We start from the raw sequence: 21,272 nt of genomic DNA on the forward strand, positions 1-21,272 counted from the left end.
AATATGGCGCCCACCCCCGCTTTGATCTAACGCAAAACGCCCTGGCGTTTGCCGTAATACAGCCCGACAACATGCTCGGCCTCGGCAAAAAACAACCAGCGCGCGGCGAACGCGCCAACCAGATGCACTGGCACCGCCGCCAGCATCAGGCCAAGACCACCCACCGCCGCCATCAGCGCAGGCAACACAGCCGCAAACAGCACCGCAATCACCCGCAGCTTTTGCGCATGTTTGCGCGCGACGACAAAGATCATCTCGCGCAGCAGGTAGTTCCCGCCGGTATGCGGTTGCTCAAACACCGAAACCTCACCCCGCAGGCCAAGACCGGTGGCTGTGCCCATCGTCTGTCCCGCCCGCGCGAACTGCCGGTCGCCAGTGTAAAACAGCACCAACATCACCACCGCCAACGCCAGCAGCAACACAAAGGCCAGCGCGGCCTGCATCGCCAGCAGCGCCCCACCAGCCAGCGCAAACGCCATAAACATCACCGGCGTCAACCAATGGTGCCACCGCGGAACCGCCTTGATTTGCGTGTAAATCATCGCTGTGCAGAACACGGTTATCAGCGCCAAAGCCGCCGCCAACCCGCGCCAGACAAACGGCACGCCAAAGCCCAGCCAATCGCCCAGCGCAATCGGCGCCAGCGCAAACAACGCCAGCACGGCCGCCCAACCTTCGCGCGAGAGCCAACTGCTGCGCCACTGGCTAAACGCTTTCAGCGCGCGCTGCGGGTTGCCCAGATGCGTGGTCGATGCAATCAGCCCCCCCACCGCCAAGGCATATCCCACACCCCATGCCCAAAACGCCCACATACCTGTCAGCGGCAAAAACCCCAGCGCCATAAACGCCATAAAGCCAAACCCGAGGCCCGACAGGACCGAGAATATAATAACAGACGGTGCCGGATGCATCAGATCTTCCCCAAAACGCGGTCAAGCCAGCCGGCAAAGCCCGTGGCCTCAATATCCAAAAGCGGCGCCAACAGGGACGCCTCATTGCGCCGGTCCTTGGGGCGCGGGGCCAGGTATTTATTGGTCGGTTTGGTGCCCATATCCGGCATCAAATCAAACCCGCCACGCTTGGCTGCCAGCTGGCTGACCTTGCTGTCAGGGTCGGCAAAATCACCAAAATGCCGCGCGCCGGTCGGGCAGGTGCGCACACAGGCAGGCTCGCGGTCCTCCTCGGGCAGGTTTTCGTTGTAAATCCGGTCAACACACAGCGTGCATTTCTTCATCACGCCCGCCTCGGCATCCATCTCGCGCGCGCCATAGGGGCAGGCCCAGGCGCACAGCCCGCAGCCGATGCAATCGCTCTCGTTCACCAGAACGATGCCATCCTCAACCCGCTTATAGCTCGCCCCCGTTGGGCAAACGGTGACACAAGGCGCATCCTCGCAATGCAGGCAGGAACGTGGAAAGTTTATCACCTGCGCCGCACCCGTTTCAGGCTGCACCTGATAGGAATGCACGCGGTTCAAAAACACGCCCGAAGGGTCCGCGCCGTAAGCATCCTGATCGGTCAAAGGCACGCCATAGCCCTGATCGTTCCAGCCCTTACAAGCCGTCACACAGGCATGGCAGCCGACGCAGGTATCAAGGTCAATCGCCAGCCCCAGCTTTTTCTCGGTATGTCCCGGAAGGCATGTCATACCTGCACCCCTTTCAAATCCAGCGCCGGAAAGACCGGCTGCGCCTGCGTTGGCGCGTCTACCTTTTCAATCCGCACGCGCAGGTCAAACCACGCAGCTTGGCCCGTCACAGGGTCCGAATTGCTCCAGCGCATGCCATCGCCTTTGGCGGGCAGCAGCTCTGAAATCAGATGGTTCAACAAAAACCCCTTGGTCGCCTCGGGCGCGTCCGGGTCCAGCCCCCACGTCCCTTTGCGTTTGCCAATCGCATTCCACGTCCAAACCGTGTGTTCGTTCAGCGCAGCCATATGGGCCACTGGCACCACAATTTCGCCGTTGGGCGAGGTCACCTTTGCCCAATCGCCCTCGGCAAACCCGTTCGCCTGCCAAATCTTAGTCGGCACATACAGCGGGTTATAGCCGTGGATCTGCCGCAACCACGCGTTTTGCGACCCCCAGGAATGGTACATCGCCATAGGCCGCTGCGTCAGCGCATGCACCGGATAGCTGGCCGCATCATCGCCAAAGGGCGCGTACCAAACGGGCAGCGGGTCCATCGCCTGTTTCAGCCGCGCACGCGCAGCCTCGGGCGGTTGGCGGGTGCCGAACCCTTCGGCGGCCAGCTGGAATTTGCGCATCGGCTCGGAATAAATCGAAAACAGATAGGGTTGCGGCGCATCATAGAGCCCGATTTTCACCGCCCAATCCTGATAGGCCTTATTCCACGGTTTATAAAAATCAGCCCCCTCAGGCACATGCGCCTGATAAAACGCGCCATTGTCGATATAGCGTTGCAACTGGTCAGGGTTCGGCGCGCCCCGCCCCTCCTCACTGCCATCGCCGCGAAAGCCCATCAAAGGCCCAACACCGGGGCGGCGCTGGTGGTTGGTGATGTAATCGCCGTAATCGCGGTACAAAGGCGCGCCCTCGGGTGTCACAAACCCCGGCAGGCCCAACCTTGCGCCAAGATCGATCAGCACCGATTGAAAGCCCCTTACATCTCGGTCCGGCTCAATCACCGGCCAGCGGATACTATCCCCCGCCGCATCCGGTTCACTGATAGGCCGGTCCAAAAGGCTGATACAATCATGGCGTTCCAGATAGGTCGTATCGGGCAAGATCAGATCGGCATAGGCCACCATCTCGCTGGCATAAGCATCGGAATAGATGATACGCGGAATGACATATTCGCCATCCTCGCCTTTATCGGTCAGCATCTCCATCACTTGGGCCGTATTCATCGACGAATTCCACGCCATATTGGCCATATATAAAAACAACGTGTCGATCTTATACGGGTCGCCCGCATGCGCATTGGCGATGACCATATGCATCACGCCATGCGCCGACAGCGGGTTTTCCCATGAAAACGCCTTATCAATCCGCGCAGGGTTGCCACTGGCATCAAGGCACAAATGCTCGGGCCCGCGCGGATAGCCCAGATGCGGCCCGTCCAGCGGCTTGCCCGGTGTCACCTTGCAATGCGGCGCGGGATGCGCCTCGGCGGGTTTGGGGTATGGCGGCTTGAACCGATAGCCGCCGGGCGTTTCCACCGTGCCCAAAACCACCTGCAACAGATGCAGCGCGCGCGCGGTCTGAAACCCGTTGGAATGCGCAGAAATCCCCCGCATCGCGTGGAAAGACACCGGCCGCCCGATCATTTTGTCATGGCGATCACCCCGAAAATCCACCCAAGGCTGGGCAATCTCAATCGCCTCGTCAAAGGCCACCCGCGCCAGATCGGCCGCCAATGCGCGAATGCGCGACGCATCAATCCCCACTCGCGCGGCCACAGCCTCGGGCGCATAGTCGGGTGACAAATAGCGTTCCGCCATGTGCTGAAACACCGTGCGGTGGCCTTCATACACGGCCCCCAAATCAGGCCGCACACCGGCCCGATCAAACGGCACCAAGGCCCCGCCCGACATGACCAGCGCCTTGCCATCAGCATCGCGCAAGAACAAACCCTTTTCCGCGCCCTCATCCGACCGCACCAACAAGGGCGCATTGGTGAACCGCGCAAGGTAATCGAGATCAACCTTACCCGCTGCCAGCAAACAATGGATCAACGACAATATCAGCAAACCATCCGCACCGGGCGTCACCCCGAACCAGTCATCGGCAACGGCGTTATATCCGCTGCGGATAGGGTTCACCCCCACCACTTTGGCGCCCCGCGCCTTTAGCCGCCCCAACCCCATCTTGATAGGGTTGCTGTCATGGTCCTCGGCCACACCAAACAGCACAAACATCTTTGTGCGTTCCCAATCGGGCTGGCCAAATTCCCAAAACGCGCCGCCGACAGTGTAAATCCCGCCCGCCGCCATGTTCACCGAACAAAAGCCGCCATGCGCGGCATAGTTCGGCGTGCCATAGTTCTGCGCCCAAAAGCTGGTCAAACTCTGGCTTTGGTCGCGCCCTGTGAAAAACGCCAGCTTCTCGGGCGCCGTGTCGCGCAATGGCCCCAGCCACTCAACGGCCAGCCCCAGCGCCTCGTCCCACGAAATCTCCTCAAACGCGCCCGACCCGCGCGGCCCGACCCGCCGCAACGGCGCCCGCAACCGCGATGGCGCATTTACCTGCCGGATGCCGCTGGCACCTTTGGCACATAGCACGCCCTTATTCACCGGATGCGCACGGTTGCCCTCAATATAGGAAACCTTGCCCGACTTCAGATGCACATTGATCCCGCAGCGACAGGCACACATATAGCAAGTGGTCTGGCGCACCTCATCCGAGACTTTTGGCGATGTATCAATCTTTGGCTGCGCCATATCAAACAGTCCCATCCATAACAGCCAGCGCCTCGGCTGCAATCCATGCTTCCTCGGCCGCAGGTATCACCCATGCCGAAACCAAAGACTTGATATCATGTATTTTTTCCGCGCCAGCAGCATTCGCCGCCGCATCTGCAGCCAGCCCGACAAAGCCCAAACCCGCCATAATCTCCCCCCGCATCTCTGCGTCATTTTCACCGATGCCGCCGGTGAAAGCCAGTGCATCAATCCCCCCCATGGCCGCAATCATGCTGCCTGCATGGCGCACCGCCCAATAGGCAAAATGGGCGCGGGCAAAGCGGGCCTCGGGCGTGCCGGCCAACTGCAGCGCGCGCATATCCGATGCCCCGCCAAGGCCCAGCAAACCGCTTTGCTTGTTCAAAATCCGGCCCGCGCCTTCAATTCCGTGCACCTCGGCCAAGCGCAGCACGGCATTGCCATCAATCCCGCCCGACCGCGTGCCCATCGTCAGCCCTTCCAAGGGCGAATAGCCCATCGTGGTTGCCACCGACTTGCCGTCCAGAATGGCACATAGCGACGCGCCATTGCCCAGATGCAGCGCTAGCAGGCGGCGCGGCAAAGCGCCCTTGGCCGCAATCGCCCGCGTCAGACTGGCAAAGGAAATCCCGTGAAACCCGTATCGCCGGATGCCCAAGGCCTGCACCGCATCCGGCACGGCATAGCGGGCGGCAACCTCTGGCTGGCCTGCGTGAAAGGCCGTATCGAAACTGGCAAATTGCGGCAGGTCGGGGGCCAGATCTGCCAAGGCCCGAATGGCTGCCAGATTGGCCGGATTGTGCAAAGGCGCCAGCGGCACACAGCCCTCTATCCCCGCCAGAACCGCCGCATCAATCCGGCAAGGCGCCACAAAGGCGGCGCCCCCATGCACCACGCGATGCGCGGCGGCGGTCAGGCTGGGCAGGTCATGCCCCGCCTGCGCCAAAACCTTCAGGCATGCGGCAACGGCGGCACGGTGATCAGGGGCTGCAACCACCTGCTTTTGCCCATTAACACTTAGCTGCGCCGCGCCGCCAATTTCCGAAACGGCCCCCGCAGCCAGCTCGGCGCCATCCGCAAAAACCGCAAATTTGACCGAGGATGACCCCGCATTCACCACCAAAAACTTGCGCATTCGCCCCCCTAAATCACAGCCTTCAGCAGCCCCAAAATGGCCAGAACCGCCAAAAGAACAATGGCAAAGCGGCGGAACTCTTGCGGTTGGGTCGCCAGAAAATGCCGTCCACCCAGATGGATACCCAGCAAAAACAACGGCATACCATAGGCCACAGCGATAAAACTGTCTTTGGTGATAATCCCGTGGCTGCCCATCAGGGGCAATGTCCACAAATCCATCACTGTAAAGTAAACGATCAGCGTGGCGCGAAAGGCCGCCGCGGGCAGATTCTGCGCGGCAAAGAACGCGGCAACCGGCAAGCCGCCAACCCCCGCGGCATTGGCAAAGCCCGAAACCAACCCCGCGCCAACATGCCCGCCCGTTCCAACCGGCCGCCGAAGCGCCCAGCCCCACCACAGCAAGGCACACATCACCAGAATGAACAGCGAAATCGCCAGTCGCGTGCCATCTGCACCAATAGCGGCCAGCACCGTCAACCCCGCAGGCACACCCACCAGCGCGCCTGCAAACATTGTCACCACCCGCCGCCAATCGACATGCGGCCAGATGCCCCGCGCCTGCGCCAAGGTCAGCACAACATCGGCCATCAGCACCACCGGCACGAAATGCAGCGGGTCGGTCACCAAGGCCGCCCCCGCTATCACAAGGGCCGACAGCCCGAACCCGCTATAGCCACGCACAAACGCGGCCCCGAACAGAACCACCGCCATATAGGCGGCCCCCGGCCCGCTCAGATCAAACGGAAGGGTTATCACGCCATCGGCTGCCGGCGCATATCATCCTTGGAAATTCCGGCCACCGCCACCGGCGCTTTCATCGCGTCGCGGCGGAAGGGCTCGCCCAGTTCCTGGTTGATCATCGCCTCGATGAAGGTGGTTTTTCCGGCTTTTTGATCGGCCATTGCCTTGTGCAGGGCGGCAGTCAATTCCTCCATCGTGCGCACCACAACACCTTGCAACCCGCAGGCCTGCGCGATGCCAGCATAAGATACCTTCTGGTCCAGCTCGGTGCCGACAAAGTTGTCGGAATACCACAGCGTCGTGTTGCGCTTTTCCGCGCCCCACTGATAGTTGCGGAAGATAACCATCGTCATCGCGGGCCATTCGTCGCGCCCGATCGCTGTCATATCGTTCATCGAAATGCCGAACGCGCCGTCACCGGCAAAGCCCACCACCGGCACATCCGGCCGCCCGATTTTCGCACCCATGATCGCCGGAAAGCCATAGCCGCAAGGGCCAAACAGCCCCGGCGCAAGGTATTTCCGGCCTTCCTCAAAGGTAGGATAGGCGTTGCCGATTGCGCAGTTATTGCCAATATCACTGGAAATAATCGCATCCTTGGGCAGCGCCGACTGAATCGCCCGCCACGCCATACGCGGGGAAAGCCAATCAGGTTTTGCCGCCCGCGCACGCTCATTCCAGGTGGTGCCCACATCGTCTTCTTCGTGGTCCATGCTGGAAAGCTGCTGCATCCATGCCGATTTGGTCTGGGCAATCGCAGCTTTGCGGTCTGCACGCCCTGCATCACCGGCAGTTGCCGACAGCTTGCCCAAAATCGCCGTGGCAACCTTCTTGGCATCGCCGACAATCCCTACCGTCACCGGCTTGGTCAGGCCAATGCGGTCGGGGTTCAGATCAACCTGAATAATTGCCGCCCCTTTGGGCCAGTAATCAATCCCGTAACCCGGCAGCGTCGAAAACGGGTTCAACCGCGTGCCCAGCGCCAAAACAACATCCGCGCGCGAGATCAGCTCCATCCCCGCCTTGGACCCGTTATACCCCAGCGGCCCCGCAAACAGCGGATGGCTGCCCGGAAACGCGTCGTTATGCTGATAGCCACAGCACACCGGCGCATCCAGACGCTCCGCCAGCGCCATCGACGCAGGGATTGCGCCCGCCAACACCACACCCGCGCCGTTCAAAATCACCGGAAACTTGGCCTTGGACAACAGCTCGGCCGCCCGCGCAATCGCATCCTCGCCGCCTGCAGGGCGCTCAAACTCCACCACGCGCGGCAGATCAATATCAATCACCTGCGTCCAGAAATCGCGCGGAATGTTGATCTGCGCCGGCGCCGACGCCCGCTTGGCCTTCAGGATCACACGGTTCAGCACCTCGGCAATCCGGCTCGGGTCGCGCACTTCTTCCTGATAGGCAACCATATCCTTGAACAGCGCCATCTGCTCGACTTCCTGAAAGCCGCCCATCCCGATCGTCTTGTTCGCGGCCTGCGGTGTAACCAACAACAACGGCGTGTGGTTCCAATAGGCCGTCTTTACCGGCGTCACAAAGTTGGTGATGCCGGGGCCATTCTGCGCCACCATCATGCTCATCTTGCCAGTCGCACGCGCATAACCGTCGGCCATCATGCCGGCGGTATATTCATGCGCGCAATCCCAAAAGTTAATCCCCGCCTGCGGAAACAAGTCGGAAATCGGCATCATCGCCGATCCGATAATGCCAAAAGCATCTTCGATCCCATGCATTTGCAAAACTTTGACAAACGCTTCTTCGGTGGTCATCTTCATAATGGAATCTCCGTTGCAGGGGCAGCACATGCGCCGCGTTGGCGCAAGAATACGCTTGCAGGCCACAACCGGAATAGGGCCAGTTCCTACACCTGCTTAAGTCCAGATTTGGCAATTTCTGCAGCAATCAACCCCACCCCTTCGGCAATCCGCCCCACCGGAATGGTCGAATAGGCCAAACGATAGTAATTGCGCGGCGCGCGCTCGGGGTCAAAAAACACCCGCCCCGGTTCAATCAACACGCCTTGCCCGTGCAGCTCTTGCGCCAGAACCTCGGTATCCACCCCCTCGGGCGTGCGCATCCAGAAACTGGACCCACCAACCCCGCCTTGCCCCGCAACCTGCAAACCTGTCGCCTCAATCGCCTCAGACATTGCTTGCCGCCGCCGCTTGAACGCCTGCTTCATGCGGTTGACCAAAGCATCATAATGCCCAAGCGACAAAAAATAGGCCGCCGTGCGCTGAATGTGCCCCGGCGGGTGGCGCAGGGTCAGCGCCCGCAAGGCCCGCGCCTCGCGGATAAACCCCTCTGGCGCCACGATATATCCCAACCGCAACCCCGGAAAAATCGACTTGGAAAACGAGCCGACATAGATCACCCGCCCCTCTCGGTCCATCGACTTTAGCGCAGGCGACACCGCCTTTAGAAACGACATCTCGAACTCGTAATCATCCTCGACAATCACAAAGTCCTGCGCCGAGGCCGCATCCAGCAAGGCACGCCGCCGCGCCATCGGCATCGTCGCGTTGGTCGGGCAATGGTGGCTGGCCGTGGTAAACACCACGTTAACCCCTTGCGGCAGCGCCTCGGGCGGCAGGCCATCGGCATCCACATCCACCCAGTCAATCGCCGCACCGGTTTGCGCCAGAATGCCCCGCATGCTGGGATAACAGGGGTTTTCCAGCACCACCCGCACCCCCGGCCGCGTCAGCACCTGCCCCGCCAACCACAGCGCATTCTGCGCCCCCATCGTCAGCAACACCTCACTGCCGCTCGCCTCGATGCCGCGTCGGGGCAAAATATTGCGCAAGATATACTCGATCAGCATCGGGTCATCGCGGTCATAGTAATCCGAGGTCAGCGCCTCAAAGTCGCGCTTGCCCAGCGCCCGCAAGGCACATTGCCGCCAGTTTTGGTGGTCAAACAGGCTGGCATCGGCTTGGCCATAAATGAACGGATAGCGAAACTTGGCCCAGTCTTCGGGCCGCTTCAGGTGCTCGGCCTTTGAAAACCGCCGCCCCGTCAGGGCGCCATAATCCAAGGCATCCACCGGTGCGCGCGGCCCCTTTTCAAACTCGGGCTGCACCGGCGCGTTCTCTGACACATAATAGCCCGACCTGCCCTGCGATGTCAGATAGTCCGACGCAACAAGATCGGCATAGGCCAGCGTGACCGTAATCCGGCTGAGCCCCAGATGCGCCGCTAAACCCCGACTTGATGGCATCTTGTCACCGGCCCGAAACCGCCCCGCCACGATTCCCTCGGCGACCAATTGCCGGATGCGTTGCTGCAACGTGCCCTGCAAATTGCCGTGTAAAAAGAATGCCTCGGGGGGGATCGCCATTCTGGCCTCATATAACCGACAAACTGGACCTATAGCGCCAGCTTTCCTCTGGGCCGTCAAGCCCCCGCGCCGCGCCATACATAAATATTTCTTGCCTTATCATCATTTCATATTCGTTTTTCTTGCCTCATCGCATTTGCTAACCAGTACATGGATAACTCTGAGGACAGCATGCACAAAGCCATTCAACCCCTAACCCTGATCGACGGAACAAATGCGTTTTCATCGGTCGGCGTAATGGTAGACAGCCTGCACCCTGGGCCGACCCTGATGGTGACAGGTGATAGCAGCGCCGTACAAGAGGTCTATGACCGCATCACCGCCCTGCCCAGCATCGCCCATCTGCGCGGGCGACTGGCGATGGTCTTTATCGATCGTCTTGGCAGTGACAGCACGCTGCCACCTTCGGTGTCCGAGCGCGTGGGCCATATCGATGACAGTCTGTTCTTGCCCTCATTGCCGCAAAACGCCACCGCACCCGAAGCGCAGACACGCGCCAAGGTCGAAGATTACTGGACCATCCTTGCGAAAATGTCGGGGCTGGGCATGATTTCTGGCCGCGGTGTCTCAAGCCGGCGGATCGCGGCCTTTTCACCCGAATTGCGCGCTTAACTGGCGCCGCAAAGCCCGCGCAAACGCGGGTTAAAATTTGGTTAACGGAAAAGAGAAAACCGTTTTATTTCAATAACAAGCCCGAATGACCGCACGCGGACATTCGGGCTTGCTTTCTGTTTGCCCGCCCCTTTCGGGGCAGATTTTGGGTTAGGAAAACTCGCGCGTCAGGGCCTTGTCAATCGCATCCGTGATCGCATCAATATCGTCAGCCGTCGCAATCAAAGCCGGCGCCATACACAGCGTATTGTTCAGCCCCGGCAGGCTCCGCGCGGTCATCCCGATGATGACCCCCTGCGCGGCACAATCGGCAACCACCGCCGCGATCCGCTTTTCCTCGGCCGGCTCTTTCGTGTCGCGATCAGCAACCAGCTCGGCCCCGCAAAACAGCCCCTTGCCCCGCACATCACCAATCACACGGTGCTTGTCCATCAGGTTTTGAAGGTTGCCCATCAGACGCTTTTCCATCCGCAGCGTGTTGCCCAACAGGTCTTCATCTTCCAAAATCCGCAGGTTTTCCAAGGCCGCCGCTGGCCCGGCAGTACAGCCGCCAAAGGTCGAAATATCGCGGAAATAGCTCATATGATCGTTTGGGTCGTCCTTGAACTGGTCAAAAACCGCCTCGGTCGTGACCATGCAAGAAATCGCCGCATAACCCGAGGCCACACCTTTCGCCAAGGTTACGAAGTCCGGCTTGATCCCGAAGTTCTGATAGCCAAACCATGTTCCCGTACGCCCCATGCCGCAGACGACCTCATCAATATGCAGCAGAATGTTGTATTTCTTGCAGATCTCTTGTACCCGCTCCCAATACCCCGCCGGTGGGACAATGACGCCCCCACCCGCAGTCATCGGCTCAAGGCACAGCCCCCCCACCGTATCGGGCCCTTCGCGCAAAATTACCTCTTCAATCGCATTTGCCGCCAGCTCGCCATAGTTTTCCACATCCCACTGCTTGCGATATTCCAAGCAATGCGGCACCTCGACAAACCCAGGCGCAAAGGGGCCATACTGGGCGTTACGCTCAACCTGCCCGCCCGCTGACATGGTTGCCAAGGTCGAACCATGGTAATCACGGTTACGGTACAGGATCTTATATTTCTTACCACCATGATGACGCGCCGAGATTTGGCGGATCATTTTGAACGCCTTCTCATTCGCCTCGGATCCGGACGACGCATAATAGACGCGGCTCATCCCCGGCATCTTTTCAATCAGCCGTTCGGCAAAAAGCGCGCTTGGCACGGTGCCTGTCGCACCGCCATAAAAGTTCATCTTGAGCACTTGTTCATACATCGCTTTGGCGATGCTCTCGCGGCCGTAGCCCACGTTCACCGTCCACACGCCACCCGAAACGGCGTCGATATATTCTTTGCCTTTGGCATCCCAAACCCGCAGGCCCTTACCCTCGACGATGATGCGCGGGTCGTTGGTTTCAAATGGCTTATGCTGCACCAGATGATGCCACATATGGGCGCGATCGGCCTCGATTACGCCCGACATATCATTGCCACGGGTCATGGTTTCCATAGTTACACCTTATGCGAAAAGCGGGCAGGCCTACTGCCACCCAGCAGAGATTGATCAAGTATTCTGATCCCAATCATCGTGCTTTGCCAAGCCCCCGCGTAGGGCCAGTTTAGGTGTAGATTTAGAGCCAGTTTTACTGGCCCTACCAGCCGATCAAAAACAGTGTAATCGCCGGAAATGCCACCAGAACCGCAACGCGCACCAAATCGGATGCCACAAAAAACAACACTGCCTTATAGGTTTCGGCCACGGGTGTATCGCGGTCCATCGTATTGATGATAAAAAGGTTCATTCCTACCGGCGGCGTTATCAATCCCACTTCGACCACGATCAGCACCAAAATACCAAACCAGATCGCCACTTGCTCGGCGTTGATCCGTGCCAGCGCACCCGCATTCACCCCGCGCAAACCCAGCGCAGAGACCTGATCGCGCGACAGCTCGGCGCCCTGCGCCAGCGTGGCCTGCACCGATTTCAACATTTCTGGTGCCAGATCAATGCCCTTGGCCAGTGCCTCCAACGCGCGGGCGGCATGCAAGTCAGCCATAGAAACGAACGCGAAATCAAGGCCTTGCACCACTGGCCAGAAAATCGGGATGGTCAGCAGAATCATCGACAGGCTGTCCATCACACAGCCGAGCAGTAAGTAAAACACCAAGATCAGGGTCAACACCAACCAAGGGTTAAACCCTTGCTCAACCACCCAGATCGCGGCTTCTTGCGGCACTTGGGTCAATGCCAGAAAGCCGTTGTAGAACGCTGCACCCAAAACGATGAAAAAGATCATTGCGGTGGATTTCGCAGTGGCAAAAAAGCTCTCGGCCAGCGTCGCGCGCGTCAGCCCACCTGTGCGCCACGCGATTAACGCTGTGCCAAATGCGCCAACGGCGGCGCCTTCTGTCGGGGTAAAGATACCCCCATATATTCCGCCAACCACTGCGGTAAACACCAGCAAAACCGGCCAAACATCCAGCAGAGCCTTCCACCGCGCGGCATAGCCCAAACGTGGCCCTACCCCCGCTGCGGCAGGATAAACCCGGACGTAGATAGAGATGACCAGCACATAACCCAGCGCCGCCAACAGGCCCGGAACAAAGGCGGCGAGAAACAGTTTGGCGATGTTTTGTTCGGTCAGAATCGCGAAGATTACCAAGACGATCGAAGGCGGAATAAGGATGCCTAACGTCCCACCTGCCGCCAAAACAGCCGTTGATAACCCGCCGGCATAGCCATGCGCCCGCAGTTCTGGCAAGGCCACGCGCCCCATCGTGGCGGCTGTGGCCAGCGAAGAGCCGCAAATCGCACCAAACCCCGCGCAAGCGCCAACTGCCGCCATCGCCACACCACCGCGCCGATGGCCCAGCCAGCTTTCAGCCGCTTTGAACAGTGCCTGTGACATGCCGCCAAGGGTGGCCAATTGCCCCATCAACAGAAACATCGGCACAATGGAAAGCGAATAGCTGGAAAAAGTGGTGTAGCTTTCTGATTTCAGCCGCGCGAGCGGCATACTCGGCCCGCCGCCAACCAGCGACAGCCCGACAAATCCGGCCAGAAACATCGCCAGCCCAATTGGCACGCGCAAAAAGATCAGCCCCAGCAATGCGGGAAAGGACCACAGGCCGATCGCCAGATCGCTCACTGTTCAGCCCCGATCATTGCGCGGCCCTGAACTGCCTCGGCCACCCGCAGCCCCGCCATAAAGACGCCAACGACAGCCGCCACTGCAGCCGCAGTCAACGACAATGCATAGGCCCACCAAAGCGGAAATTGCAGCAAAAACGTCGTCTGCCCGGTATGCAGCTTGCTGAACATGCCTGAGGCAAGCTGGACCGCGATCACAACCAACACCGCGGCAAAGATCACCTCAATCAACGCACGTAAAACCAGATTGAACCGTGCAGGCAGCCTATCGGTGAAAATACCAACCGAGGCATGCCCGCCCGTCATCTGGCACAGCGGCAGAAAGGCAAAAATAGCAAAGGCGATACCGGCTTCTATAAGCTCATAATCGCCTTTGATCACACCAACACCCGCGTCCAAAAACCACTGCGCAGGTTCGGCCAAAATGCCTTTGGCCTGCATCATATGCATCAGTTCATTCGCCTTGCGTCCTAGGATCGAAGCGCAGGTCATCACAATCAAACCTGTCAGCATCAGCCCGCCCAAATAGGCAAACACCTTAGATAAAACAAGGAAAAACCGATACATACCAAGTTAGTGGGCGGCTGCGTATTCGGCCATCAACGCCCGCGCCTCATCAATCAGCGCCTGACCGTCAATGCCTTTGGTCTGCATATCCGCCACCCAATCTGCATAAATCGGCGCGACAAGCGGCAACCAATTTGCTTCGGCATCGGCCTTGGAAATGGTTACGATCCGGTTGCCCATATCTACCGCAACTTGACGCGCAGGTGCGTCGGCATCCGCTTGCACGCCGCCCGCCCAAGCCGAGAATTCCAGCCCTGAATTACTGTCGATTACCGTTTTCAAGTCATCCGGCAGCCCATCATACACTGCTTTGTTCATCGCCAAAACGAATGTGATGTTATAAAGCGCAGCACCTGCAAACTCGGTGTGGTTATGCACCAATTCCGGCACTTTCAACGAACCTGTCACCTCCCAAGGGATGGTGGCACCGTCGATCACGCCTTTCGACAGCGCCTCGGGAATTGCGGGCACAGGCATGCCCACCGGCTCGGCCCCGAGCTTTTCCAACAGCAGGTTCACCATGCGCGAGGCGCCGCGAATTTTCATCCCTTGCAAATCGGCAGGTGTTTCGACCGGATCGGCAGTGTGGATCACGCCCGGCCCGTGTACCCAAGTGCCCAGCACATGCACGTCTTTGAATTCGGTGTCTTTCATATGCGCGTCAAACAGCTTCCAATAGGCATAGGACGCGGCGCAGGCATCGGTCACCATAAACGGCAGTTCCAACACCTCGGTCGATGGAAAGCGCCCCGGCGTATAGCCGACAACAGTCCATATCACATCGGCCACACCGTCAATTGCCTGGTCAATCAGCTCGGGTGGGGTGCCGCCCAGCTGCATCGAAGGAAAGCGGTCAATCCTGATCCGCCCGCCGCTGTCTTTTTCGATATTATCGGCCCATACATCCAGAATCAGCTTTGGCACATTGGCTTGCGCAGGCAAAAACTGGTGCAGCCTCAGCGTCACCTCTTGGGCAAGGGCGCCCGTAGCCATCACTGCAGCAAACGCACCACCCATTGCCGCCAGAACAGTTCTACGATTCGTCATCCTATCCCCCCAAAGGCAGCCCAACCCGTAGCGCCTAATGCCATGATTTCAGGTTTTTAAATAGCCCCTAAACTTAACCGACCGCCGTTGCGAACACAGCAGGTTTGCGTCGCTTTCATGTTGGAAACCGCCAATGTTTCAATCGTGCACCCGGCCCCTAATCGGCCCACTACGGCCACAGCCCAAAGGCCGCACTTGGCTGCTTTTTGCTGTTCGGCCAATGGACAACCGATAGCCTTGCCGACAAGGACCGCTGACAAAATTTGATCGCCCCTCAGAGCATTGGCCGCAGATCAGGGCCCGAATAACATGCGGCCACCCCATCGCAGCCTGAAACTACCAAGCGGACCGCCCACAGCCAGCGCTATGTGCTGTTGGGCGTGCTCTTGCGTTGCAGCCACAATGCACACCGAGTTTTCCCGCTCGCCCCGTGTTTTCACCCTTGCCCGCATCCGCCAGCGTTGCTAAATGGGGGATGTTGGAGGCGTGGCTGAGAGGCCGAAAGCACTCGGTTGCTAACTGAGCGTACGGGGAACCGTACCGTGGGTTCGAATCCCACCGCCTCCGCCAATACACCCTCTAAGCTGTTGTTTTTTATAGAGATAAACGACAGAAGATCCTGCTCCCATCATCAATACCATCATCAAGAAACTGCACCTCCGCGATTCCATTCTACTCCTCGGTTCTTGGCAGTTTGCCAAATAAATCTGTGTCTTCAGTACGACAGCCGACACTCAAGGCACTATAAGTAAGCACAAGGTTACCGAACTTCTCGGACAGCCAGTTTTGATGGTGTAGCATGACACAAACAGTACAAACGGTTTCCACCTACTTAAGCGTCGCACAAGTGGCGCTTCGCTTCGGGATGTCCGAAGCAACTATTTGGCGCTGGTGCAGAAACGATAAGTTTCCAAAAGCTTATAGATTGAGTAAAGGCTCCACACGCTGGCGGCTCTCGGACATCGAAGCGCATGAAAGCACGCTACAAGCTTGCTTCGTCGATTGCTACGACTTCCAGATTGCCTGTTAGCTATTCGAGATTGCGCACCGAACACACACAAAGCTTTGCAAGTGGCGTCAGAGGCTTGAATCGCCTTTTGCCATTTGCGCAGCAAGCCCTTCCGAGGGGGAATGGCTGTACCGCCCTGTACACAGCCCCTGCGGGACCAGCCGCCACACATCCTCGTCTACCAACTCCACCGCTACTCTAGAGCCTCCCTCAACGCCTGTACGCGCTCAAGGTTGATGCGTGGATCGTGACCGTTTGCGACGATACGAATGAACTCGATCCAGCCTTTCTCATTTTCGGTCAGGTGCTCCCAGTCAGAGACCATGTGCCGCGGCGTGGTGAAGGGGGTGTCGGTCATTTGCCGAAGACCCCGCGCAAGGTGGTTCGTGCTCGGCCTGTCAATCGAGGGTCGCTGCCGTCGGACGCATCACGCAGCTCTTGGAGCCAGCCTTGTTCGTTTGCGGTCACTGGTGAGCCGAAGCAGGTGATCAACGCCGCTGCTGCTGTTGTGCCGACCGACTGCTCCAGCGTAAGCCGCATCAGAAGGGCCGGATCAACCTCAAGCGCCTTTGCTAAGCCTGGAACACGGTCCAGTGCGAGTTTGGTAGAGCCCTGCTTGAGTTGCGTGATCATGTTCGAGTTCTTGAAGCCGGCCTCTTGTGCCATTTCTTGCTGCGATTTGCGATGGCTGATGGCGTCAACGCGCGCGTTGATGAAGAGTGTAGCTGCGGTATTTGCGTGTGGGTGTTTCATTGGTGCTCTCACTTTGTTTCTTTATATCAATCTTATAGATCGCAAAGTGACTGACGCACGTGGAGGGACGAAGGGACTTTGACAAAAGGTCGAAGTCCTAGAAGGGGTTGTGTCTCTGATGGGGGTGCCTCGGGCTGCCTCAAATGTTTTTTGAAACAAACCCTCCAGGGCGCGCAACTACATTCTAATCTTGATCAGAGAGGTATGCGCCATCCCTACGTCGGATCTGCGAAATTTGAAGTTGACAACGAGCAAGCTGTAACATGATCTGCAGCGATGGAGATCATAAAAAATATCAAATTGCTGGAGGGGATGGGGATATACGCTGATCGCGGCGCGGGCTCGCCCCATCTCCAGTTCCGCCGATACAACCTCGTATATGGTTTCAATGGTTCGGGGAAGAGCACTTTGTCGCGCCTTTTTGCGAGCCTGGAGGCAGGCAAGCCGCACACCAAGCTTCCGACAGGCGGGTCATTCGAGGTAGAGCTGGGCGATGGCTCTGCATTCGGGTGCCCGCGCAAACCCGTCGGTCTCGAACGGCGGCTGCTTGTCTTCAATTCGGACTACATTGAAATGAACCTGCAATGGGACGCAAAGCGCGCGAACCCTGTGTTCTACATCGGCGCGGGTCAGGCTGAAGCTGCGAACGAGCTGACGAAGGTTGAGGAGAGCATTATCCAAGCGGCTGCAAAAAAGGAAGTTGCATCCGTTGCGGAAAAAGCCGCGGAGAAAACGTTCGCCAACTACAAGAGAGAGCGCGCGAAATCAGTTGCATCCCGCCTCCACCTTGGCAACCGCAAGTACGAGGCACCAGCCCTCGCCAGGGACTACGACGCCTGGAAGGATGATGATCGGCCAGCACTCACGGACAACGAACTGAAAGCGGCCGAGGAAATGTGTAGGCTTGATGAGCCGATGGAGAGCCTCGAGACGGTGTCGTTCGACAATGCGGCCATTGAGAGGGCTTATCGTTTCATCGTCGACGTCTGCGGCCAGTCGCTAGCGACCGTGGCGCTCGACGAGGTGCAGCAATATCCCGACATACTGCTTTGGCTGAAGCACGGGCATGAGTACCACGAGGCTCACGCGATCACCGACTGCCTCTTCTGCGGTAACGCAATCTCGGCCGAGCGCCGCACGCTACTCGCCGCCGCCCTTGACGAAAGAGTCGATCAATTCATCACACGTCTCAACAAGACTGCCGAGCGACTGAGTGGTCTCATCGTTTCGTCGACTCAAGTTGGCACTCAAATACCCGCCCTAGACCAACTGGCAGTGGAGCTGCGGGCCGGTTTCAGCGCTGTTCGGGAAGATGTGTCGAAGGACGTGCGGCTGCTCGCGTTGCAACTGGGCTCGTTGCAGACCGTCCTCTCAGCAAAGCGAGAGAGTCCAGCGACGCCCGCCGAGATGAAGGACGTCGCAGCGGAGGCCGATGTGATCGCCACGGCTGAGCGACTTGCCGCTGGCATAGCGACCGTCAACGAGGTCATAACGGCTCACAACCAAGCGGTCTCAGATTTCACAAAGCGCAAAGGAAACGCCGAGACATCGATACGACGACACTTCATCGTCGACGGCCGCGAAGAATACGCGAAGTCGGCAAAGGATTTTGATGAGGCCACCTTCAAGCTGAATGTCGCGGTCAAGAATGCTACGGTGTTGCAGAAGAGGGCGGACGAGCTCCGCCAGCAGATAAGGACACATGGACCCGCTGCAGGGGTAATCAATAAGCTGATCGCGGCTTATCTCGGGCATGCCGAGCTCACGATCAATCCCATCGATGACGGCTACGAACTCCAACGGCACGGAACGCCGATCACCGGCATCCCGAGCGAAGGCGAAAAGACTGCAATAGCGATATGCTACTTTTTGTCGTCCATTGAGGCAGACAACCGGAAAGTGAAGGACCTTATCGTGGTCGTCGATGATCCAGTGTCGAGCCTAGACACGAAGGCGCTGAATTTCGCGTGTTCCCTCGTGAGGAGCCGCCTCGAAAAGGCTGCGCAGGTATTCATCCTCACCCACAACCTCCAATGCATGAATGAGTTCAGGAAGGCTTGGAAAGGCAAGGCCCGTCCCTCGGACGGCAAAAAGCCGACGGCGACGTTCCTCTTCATCGACGTAACGATCCCGGAAGGGCAGCCCCGTCGGTCCTCGACGATCATCGAGATGTCGAAGTTGCTCCGCGAATACGATTCCGAATACCACTTCCTCTTCAGCCACGTGCTAAGGTTCGTGGAGCACCCTGACGCTTACGACGACCATGGTTACATGATGCCTAACGTGATCCGACGGGTGCTCGACGTGTTCCTAGCCTTTAAGTGTCCAGGCGGCGGCGGGCTGCCCGGACAGCTCGATACGCTGTGCGCCGACTACCCCGAACTTGACCGGGAGCATCTGACCGCCCTAGAACGGCTCGCCCAAGTCGAATCTCACTCTGACAACATTGACGACTTGGTGTCCTTCTCTACCATGACGCTGGAGGAAACGAGAGGAGCGGCGGCCTCGCTCTTTCACACGATTGAGAAAGTCGATGCAAACCACTTTAAACGGCTGAAGAAGCTCTGTCGCTAAACACCGGGGCTGACGGCGACCGCCGATTTCATCGTTGCACGGCCTGTCAGTTACTCCCATTTCACCGCTCGAAAGGTTAGACGGAAGTTGCCTTGCAGCTGGTGCCCACAGAACGGACATTCATCGCTGTCGTAGCGAAAGTCCGCCCTTCGTGTAAAAGGCAGATTGCATGTTGCGCCAGATCGCTTTTGTCAACATCGGAGCCTCATTCTGTCAACATCAGCCTCCTTTCTGTCAACGTTGAATGTGCAAAACGCCTAAATCTTGTTGCGCTTCAAGCTGCAAAGTTGACACTCTGTAAACGCGCCGCTGCACAAATCCCCTTAATTCATTGGTCGAAACGCACTTTCACCGAAAACTAGGTTGACAGATTTCCGCGTAAAGGCCTTTTTTGTAAACTCTGCCCTTTGAATGGACTTCATATCCGGAATGCAAAAGAACGAAATTGTCTCAACGCCGATCGAAATCTGAGAAGACCGGCATCGGTTGCAACGCACATTTTTCGTTTTGCACGACTGGTAACCTCAGCGGTATATCTTTCGGATCAGTCGAACAGTCGACTTAGAAATACCAATCGGCCTCCGTCGTATGATGGTCCATCTCACTGATAGGTTTGCTATATAGCAACATCGGCTGCGCAAAATTGCTCGTATCAGACAGCAGCGCGTGGGGCGCGCTCTGCACGCGCTCGGCGACCTGACAGCTACCGTTGGTCATTCTGAAGAGAGAACGTGCTCTGGCGGTCACGCCAGTGAGTCAGGCAGAGTCGCTGGGTGTGATATGAACGACGCTGATGCCGCTGACGGTAACTGTGCGCGGGCATTGATGGCTTGACTGCGCGCGGGCATGCGCTGCGAACGTAGGTGTGGAGGCTTGATGCGCCGATCTGGTTTGGTTGCCTCGCCGTGTTCGTACGCAAGCTCTCCACGCGGTGACATGGGCGGCTGCGTGTTCATCTATGGATAGCTGCGCACATTCGCTGCGACGTTAGCCTGTCGACCTCCGCATAGATCCGTTTTGAGTTTCAGGTCTGCTCCACCAAACGCTGCCAAAACGACGCCGTTGAGAAGGGCGCGCAGCCGTTGCCCTTCTCGCCCGTATGCTTAAATAATTGTCCTGAAGTCTTGAGCATTCTACATAAATTTCTGGTAAGAAACATGAAGGTTTGGCGGGGGTCTTGTTTCCGAACCAGCCAGATAGAGCAGCAATTACAGGCTTCCTGAGCAAATTCAGGCCAAGCTGTCTTCGGCGCTCTATTAACAATAACTTATAGATATCCCTCTCATGTATTCAGAATGTTGATTGTCATTGAGAACTGACCCGGCATTTTCATCGAGATCTGACCCACCCAGCCGTTATGATCTGCTGGTTATGATGGCGTCAATGCTGTTGCCTCCTTTCGCTTTTTCTTCGCTGTTTCGGAGCTGGCCTTGAAGCGGTAGCTGTCATTGCCGGTCTCGAGGATGTGGCAGCGATGTGTGAGACGATCGAGCAGTGCTGTGGTCATTTTGGCATCGCCAAAGACGCTGGCCCATTCACTGAAGCTCAGGTTGGTGGTGATGATGACGCTGGTGCGTTCATACAGCTTGCTCAGAAGATGGAAGAGCAACGCGCCGCCGGAGGCGCTGAACGGCAGATATCCCAGCTCATCCAGGATCACCAAGTCGGTTTTGACCAGCGCCTCAGCGATCTTCCCGGCCTTGCCTTGGGCCTTTTCCTGCTCCAGTGCGTTGACCAGTTCAACCGTCGAGAAGAAGCGGACGCGCTTACGGTGATGCTCGATGGCCTGAATGCCAAGGGCGGTTGCAACATGCGATTTCCCTGTTCCCGGACCTCCGATCAGCACCACATTCTCGGCCGCGTCCATGAACTCACAACGATGGAGTTGTCTGACTAAGGCTTCACGGA

The 21,272-nt window shown here is 58.1% G+C and carries 18 protein-coding genes and 1 tRNA gene; 4 read left to right on the forward strand and 15 right to left on the reverse strand.

Annotated elements, in window-relative coordinates; genetic code table 11:
• Positions 1–26 precede the first annotated feature (26 nt).
• The 7 genes from AKU79_RS08045 to pdxR form a co-directional block, all read right to left on the reverse strand.
• A complete protein-coding gene (locus tag AKU79_RS08045) occupies positions 27–911 on the reverse strand; it encodes a dimethyl sulfoxide reductase anchor subunit family protein (protein ID WP_050523055.1) in 885 nt (294 codons plus the stop codon).
• Complete coding sequence (locus AKU79_RS08050) at positions 911–1,648, reverse strand: 4Fe-4S dicluster domain-containing protein (protein WP_050523056.1); 738 nt, start codon at positions 1,646–1,648, stop codon at positions 911–913. The genes AKU79_RS08045 and AKU79_RS08050 overlap by 1 nt, the downstream gene beginning before the upstream one ends.
• A complete protein-coding gene (locus tag AKU79_RS08055; RefSeq protein ID WP_231580122.1) occupies positions 1,645–4,416 on the reverse strand; it encodes a molybdopterin oxidoreductase family protein in 2,772 nt (923 codons plus the stop codon). Before AKU79_RS08055 ends, AKU79_RS08050 begins: the two co-directional genes overlap by 4 nt.
• Entirely contained in the window at positions 4,403–5,536 is a 1,134-nt protein-coding gene (locus tag AKU79_RS08060; RefSeq protein ID WP_050523057.1) for an acetate/propionate family kinase, read from the reverse strand. Before AKU79_RS08060 ends, AKU79_RS08055 begins: the two co-directional genes overlap by 14 nt.
• 8 nt (positions 5,537–5,544) lie before the next feature.
• Positions 5,545–6,294 carry a sulfite exporter TauE/SafE family protein gene (locus AKU79_RS08065; RefSeq protein WP_231580123.1) on the reverse strand — a complete coding sequence of 250 codons (750 nt, stop codon included), beginning with the start codon at positions 6,292–6,294 and terminating at the stop codon, positions 5,545–5,547.
• Positions 6,291–8,066, reverse strand: a complete 1,776-nt coding sequence (gene xsc / locus AKU79_RS08070) for a sulfoacetaldehyde acetyltransferase (protein ID WP_050523058.1) — start codon at positions 8,064–8,066, stop codon at positions 6,291–6,293. Before xsc ends, AKU79_RS08065 begins: the two co-directional genes overlap by 4 nt.
• 86 nt (positions 8,067–8,152) lie before the next feature.
• The gene (gene pdxR / locus AKU79_RS08075; RefSeq protein ID WP_050523059.1) at positions 8,153–9,631 is read right to left on the reverse strand and encodes a MocR-like pyridoxine biosynthesis transcription factor PdxR; all 1,479 of its coding nucleotides are present in this window, start codon (positions 9,629–9,631) and stop codon (positions 8,153–8,155) included.
• A 150-nt stretch (positions 9,632–9,781) separates the two neighbouring features.
• On the opposite strand from pdxR, the gene AKU79_RS08080 reads away from it, so the two are divergent.
• On the forward strand, positions 9,782–10,243 hold the full coding sequence (locus AKU79_RS08080) for a hypothetical protein (protein ID WP_156209569.1): 462 nt from the start codon (positions 9,782–9,784) through the stop codon (positions 10,241–10,243).
• A gap of 150 nt (positions 10,244–10,393) precedes the next feature.
• Here AKU79_RS08080 and AKU79_RS08085 read toward each other — a convergent pair whose 3' ends face one another.
• From AKU79_RS08085 to AKU79_RS08100, 4 genes are all read right to left on the reverse strand, one after another.
• The gene (locus AKU79_RS08085) at positions 10,394–11,773 is read right to left on the reverse strand and encodes an aminotransferase family protein (RefSeq protein WP_050523061.1); all 1,380 of its coding nucleotides are present in this window, start codon (positions 11,771–11,773) and stop codon (positions 10,394–10,396) included.
• Positions 11,774–11,915: 142 nt separating this feature from the next.
• Positions 11,916–13,412, reverse strand: a complete 1,497-nt coding sequence (locus tag AKU79_RS08090; protein ID WP_050523062.1) for a TRAP transporter large permease — start codon at positions 13,410–13,412, stop codon at positions 11,916–11,918.
• Positions 13,409–13,981: a TRAP transporter small permease gene (locus AKU79_RS08095; RefSeq protein ID WP_050523063.1), complete on the reverse strand. Its 573-nt coding sequence runs from the start codon at positions 13,979–13,981 to the stop codon at positions 13,409–13,411. The genes AKU79_RS08090 and AKU79_RS08095 overlap by 4 nt, the downstream gene beginning before the upstream one ends.
• 6 nt (positions 13,982–13,987) lie before the next feature.
• Positions 13,988–15,028 carry a TRAP transporter substrate-binding protein gene (locus AKU79_RS08100; RefSeq protein WP_050523064.1) on the reverse strand — a complete coding sequence of 347 codons (1,041 nt, stop codon included), beginning with the start codon at positions 15,026–15,028 and terminating at the stop codon, positions 13,988–13,990.
• 480 nt (positions 15,029–15,508) lie between these two features.
• Here AKU79_RS08100 and AKU79_RS08105 point away from each other — a divergent pair.
• Positions 15,509–15,598: transfer RNA gene (locus AKU79_RS08105), tRNA-Ser, on the forward strand.
• Between the two features lie 229 nt (positions 15,599–15,827).
• A complete protein-coding gene (locus tag AKU79_RS18920) occupies positions 15,828–16,058 on the forward strand; it encodes a helix-turn-helix transcriptional regulator (RefSeq protein ID WP_082223964.1) in 231 nt (76 codons plus the stop codon).
• Between the two features lie 172 nt (positions 16,059–16,230).
• Here the strand turns inward: AKU79_RS18920 and AKU79_RS19230 are convergent, their stop codons facing one another.
• Positions 16,231–16,395 carry a hypothetical protein gene (locus tag AKU79_RS19230; RefSeq protein WP_156209571.1) on the reverse strand — a complete coding sequence of 55 codons (165 nt, stop codon included), beginning with the start codon at positions 16,393–16,395 and terminating at the stop codon, positions 16,231–16,233.
• Positions 16,392–16,790 (reverse strand): transcriptional regulator, encoded by a 399-nt coding sequence (locus AKU79_RS08110; protein WP_050523065.1) that lies wholly within the window; start codon positions 16,788–16,790, stop codon positions 16,392–16,394. The genes AKU79_RS19230 and AKU79_RS08110 overlap by 4 nt, the downstream gene beginning before the upstream one ends.
• Before the next feature lie 276 nt (positions 16,791–17,066).
• Between AKU79_RS08110 and AKU79_RS08115 the strand changes: the two genes are divergently transcribed.
• Positions 17,067–19,364, forward strand: coding sequence for an AAA family ATPase (locus AKU79_RS08115; protein WP_050523066.1), 2,298 nt, complete (start codon positions 17,067–17,069; stop codon positions 19,362–19,364).
• 561 nt (positions 19,365–19,925) lie between these two features.
• On the opposite strand, the gene AKU79_RS19480 is transcribed toward AKU79_RS08115, so the two are convergent.
• The gene (locus AKU79_RS19480; protein WP_197087253.1) at positions 19,926–20,081 is read right to left on the reverse strand and encodes a hypothetical protein; all 156 of its coding nucleotides are present in this window, start codon (positions 20,079–20,081) and stop codon (positions 19,926–19,928) included.
• A 652-nt stretch (positions 20,082–20,733) separates the two neighbouring features.
• The coding region (gene istB, locus AKU79_RS08120) for an IS21-like element helper ATPase IstB (protein ID WP_050523104.1) at positions 20,734–21,272 on the reverse strand (539 nt) is incomplete at its 5' end.

The sequence above is a fragment of the Pseudorhodobacter wandonensis genome (genome assembly GCF_001202035.1).
GTDB classification, from domain to species: domain Bacteria; phylum Pseudomonadota; class Alphaproteobacteria; order Rhodobacterales; family Rhodobacteraceae; genus Pseudorhodobacter; species Pseudorhodobacter wandonensis.